General features: G+C 63.9%; 2 protein-coding genes. Both read right to left on the reverse strand.

Annotated elements, in window-relative coordinates; all coding sequences use genetic code 11:
• The coding region (locus VFH65_RS28770; protein ID WP_353326455.1) for a hypothetical protein at window positions 1-510 on the reverse strand (510 nt) is incomplete at its 3' end.
• Between the two features lie 389 nt (window positions 511-899).
• Window positions 900-4298 carry a hypothetical protein gene (locus VFH65_RS28775; RefSeq protein ID WP_353326457.1) on the reverse strand — a complete coding sequence of 1133 codons (3399 nt, stop codon included), beginning with the start codon at window positions 4296-4298 and terminating at the stop codon, window positions 900-902.
• Between the last annotated feature and the right edge of the window lie 146 nt (window positions 4299-4444).

Genomic DNA, 4444 nt, shown 5'->3' on the forward strand with positions numbered 1-4444 from the left:
GGTTCGTGTTGGAACGCCGGTGCGGGCCGTGACAGCAAGGACAGCCAATACCCAGGTGAGAGCGAGAAACACGGCGCTGGCTAGGAGCGCGAACAGAAATTCGACGATCCGATCCGATCGTCCAAGGGCGGCGGCCAGTACTTCGTAAAGCATCCCGGCAGCAGCGACCGACGCGGCGGCGGCGGAGTGGTTGTAGAGGGTCCCGTACCACGGAACTTGCCCACGAACCTCACGTTCATCCGTCGTGCCGATGAACGCCACGACGGCCGCTGCGGTAGGGCCACCGAGAATCATGGAAGCGAGGATCGGCGCCGAGCCGACAGACACCACGCTGCCACGAGGAAGGCGGACCGGTAGGGCGCTAGCTACCAGTGTTGCCAGCGTCCAGAAGACCAGGCCTGGGACACCGCCAATCTCCGGCCGAATCGGGAAAAGCAAAGTAGCCGCCGCAATTACGAGAACTGCGGCGGCTACGGTTGCGAGGATGAGGCGGATAACGTTGGTGTTCACCGGCGTTGTTTATGGGTCGTGCCCGGCCGGAGTCTACCACGACCTCCTACCAGCCCTGAACTCCCGCTCCACCCGCTAGTGCAAGCGCAACGAGCGTTGACAGTGCCGATATCAGCGCGCCGATACGCATCAATTGCGCCCGCATGCCGATCTCCTCTGGGCTGGCTTTACCAGCCCTTGATGAGCTCTCTTGCCATCAGAAGGTGCCCTCTTCTGAACCTAACCACATACAACCGACACACTCCGTGACGGAACGGTCGGTTGCACTACCAGCTCCCCGACGTGCCCAAGTGCCCAAATTCGGCCGTCGGATCAAGGCGTCCCTTGTTGAGTGAAGGTACGAAAGTACCAGTCACAAGCGGTACTGTAGAGTGACCGCTAGGCAGTAGTCAAGCCCTTGACGGACTTCCGTGATCGTCAGTCAACACATCCTTGATCGACGATGCTGCGCCGAGTTGGCCCACGGCGCTCACGAAATGCGACGAAGGTTCGTCTGAAAACTCGTTCCGCAATCGCTCGACGTAGTTGACGATGGTTTGGCGAGCAGCCACGCGCTTGCCGGACCGCGCTACAGCGCTGGCCATGGCTAGCACCGCTGCCTCGTCATAGGCATCTAGTTCGAGAAGTGTTGATGCTGCTCGAATGGCGACGTCCGTCGAATATGCATCCGGCCCAGACTCCGCGATCGGGAGCAGAAAGCGGCGGACGTCCGTATGCGTAGCAAGTTGGAGGCGTGAAGCCCAATCCTCGTACCGCAAATCGGCGAGGAACTCGCCGCGAACAAGATCGAGGACACGGTTAACCGCCACGTGACGATGCTGCCAGTCAGCACCGGACAGTCGCTCCGGTAGCCGGTGGATCTCGGCAATGTCTGTATGGACTAGGTCGTCGTTAAGGGCGACTTGGTCGGCGGTGCTGATGATGTATTCCGGGCTATCACCGCCCCGGTAAGCCGGGTCAAGGTAACGGCGCAGCTGAAACACCGTCTGGTTGAGACTGTTGATCGCCGAATCGCCGTCGGCGTCGGGCCACAAGAGGTCAATGGCTGCATCCCGGGACAGGGGCTGGCGACAATGCGCCGCCAGTAGTCCGAGGAGGGCGCGCACTCGCTTCTTGTCTATGCGTATCTCTGGGCCATTCCAGTTAGAGCGGTGGACCGCTACATTGCCGAAGGTGCGGACGAACAGTCGAGTCGCCTGGATGTACTGCAGCTTTCGGTGGGCGTCGGCAACGTCCGGGCCTGGGATTGATCTCAGGCGTTCCGTCGTCTCTCGATTGGCGTGGCGTACGACTGCATTGAGCAGAGCTTGTCGACCATGTCCCGAAGCAAAGCCGAGTAAGTCGACAAGAGGTATCCGCCAGCCTTCCGGGTCCATCTCAGCGAGCTGCGCAACGAGGGCGGCACCGTTGTCGGTGGCTGCGACCTTTCGAGCGGTCTTCGAAACTGCATAGCGACGAAGCCACCACCGCATAGCTGGCGCAAGCCCCGCCTCAACGACCTCGCGGGCAGTGGCCCAACTAATGGTCGCCATTCGTTGGTTGCCGTGATCCAGCGCGACTGCGCCAACCTTCAATCGGGCGAGCAAGACAATCAGTCGTTCACCGCGCGCAGTAGCTTCGGCGAGAGCGCCGAGGTGTTCAAAGCACTTGCCTCGGCACCCCTCCTGGACGTGCGTCGCTATGGCCCGTGCGGCGACGGACTCCGGCAGATAGCGCTTGTCTTGGGGTGGGGTATCTAGGTCGTGCGCAGCCGCCTCGATGTCGGCCCTCGACCAATTTGCTAGGTACATCGCCTCAACTAAGCGTGCGGCGATGATCCCGTGCATTCCACCTGTCACCGCCCCGCTGGCTTGCGCTTCGCTGAGCTCAGTTATGGCGGTCTGGAATCGCCCGTCGAACGCGTGTACAGCCGCGAGTCCGTAGCGTGCATGGGCTAGTGGTCGTGGCCACGGCGCGGTGCGTCGAATCGCATCGTTAGCGACGACGCGAGCGCGATCAGGCTGTCCGGAGGCGAGCAGCGCAAGCACTAAATCGGTGTTGTCTGCGAATGGACTCGTAGGCGGGTTACGCCAAAAGTGCGCCGCACGCTGAAGGTGGGTGATCGCCTCCGGCAGTCTGCCCATTTGCATCAGTACGCCGCCGGCGTTGTGCAGAGCGATCGCGGCAAAGTGTTCCAAGCCTCGAGTACTGGCCTCGACCGCGATGCGTTGGCACTCGCGGACGACGGCGCCGAGCGGTTCACTCAGCCAAGTCCGGGTGATCGCGAGGTTGCCTTCAAGCCGAAGCTTCGTGGCAACGGCATCGGGTGGTACAAGGTCGACGCCAGCCTCGGCGGCCTGCGCCGCCCGATCCGTATCACCGTAGTTCGAGTAGACGGAGCTGAGCTTCAGGCACGCGAGGGCTTCCAGACGACGATCGCCCTTGCGGGCGAAGTAGGCTCGGGCACGCTCGAGCGCCTCGAGGGCACGATCCCAGTCGCCGCGGATGCCGCACGCCTCGCCGAACAGGAGGCTGAGCCGCGCGTTCTGCTTGATCGTCTCCTCGGGCAGCTGCTGCAGCCACTCGTCGACGAGACCGAGGCGGCCCTCGGCGACCACGTCTTCGCCGTACTTGGCGATGAGGCGCGCGGCCTGGCGCTGGAGGCCAGCGCGAAGGTAGTGGTGGATCGCCTCCGGCCACTGCTCGGTGGTCTCGAAGTACGAGGCGGCGTGGATGTGAAGCCCGACGACCTCGGCCTCCGACCGCTCGGCGATGAGGCGACGCTCGAGGAACTCGCGGAACAGGTTGTGGTAGCGGAAGCGGACCTCATCGAGGCGGTTGGTGAAGAGACCGCGCTGCTCCAGATCGGTCAGCTCGCGGACGCCGTCGTGGACGCCCGCCAGGCGCTCGGCGACCTCGGGCGTGATCTGCTGGAGGATCGAGGTGCACAGGAGGAAGTTGCGGGTCTCATCGGGCTGCTGGTCGAGCACCTCCTCGGCCAGGAAGTCGAAGAGATCGCTGTCCTTGGTGGCGGTGATGGAGTGGATGAACTGTCGCCGCTCCTCGGGAGAGGGGCGTTCGCGCAGCGACACCTCGACCAGCTGCAGTGACGCGGCCCAGCCCTCGGTGCGTCGCTCGAGCTCCGCGACCTCGGCAGGCTCCAGCGGATCGTTGTAGATATCGCGGAACAGCTCGCCGATCTCCGACTCGGTGAAGCGCAGCGCATCGGTCCTGAGCTCGGCATAGCCGCCGTGCGTCTTGAAGCGGGCGAACTGGAGACGGGGCTTGACCCGCGAGGCGAAGACGAACCGGCAGGTCGGCGGTGCGTCGCGCAGGATCTGGTTCCAGAGGCCGCGGACCTCGGTGACCGCGTTGACGTACTGCCAGTCGTCGATGATGAAGGTGCACGGCTCGGTCAGCCGCTCGTGCATCTCGGCCAGGAGGTACGCCGCCACGCCCGGCCGGGACGATCCCGGACCGCCCATCTGCTGGAGCATCGAGTGCGCGCGCCGACCGAAGCCAGCGTGGCGCTTGCTGATCGACTCGATCAGGTAGCTGATGTGGAAGGTCCAGTCCCGGTCGTTGCGATCGAGCTTGTACCAGTAGCAGGGGAACGGCACCTCGCGCTCCCATTGCCACAGGAGGGTCGTCTTGCCGTAGCCGGCATCGGCGGCAATGACCGCGGCGCGGCAGGTGGCGGCATCGTTGAGCCAGTCGATCAGCCTGGCCCGGCGTAGCGTCGGCGTCGCGTAGTGCGGCGACGCGACCTTGTTGAGAATGAGGGGATAGGCGTACTTGATGTCCGACAATCGACGGCTCTCCGCGAAATCGGCACCGATGCGGTCCTGAGCACTCGGGTGCGGTGCCGAACTGTAGCGCCCCGCCGATTATCAGCCGCTTACTGGCCGTTCGGCTAGAGTGCGCTCACCGTGCGCGCCTTCATCGGGCTGGGGGG

Origin of the sequence: Mycobacterium sp. (assembly GCF_035697385.1) — a bacterium.
Taxonomy (GTDB): domain Bacteria; phylum Actinomycetota; class Actinomycetes; order Mycobacteriales; family Mycobacteriaceae; genus Mycobacterium.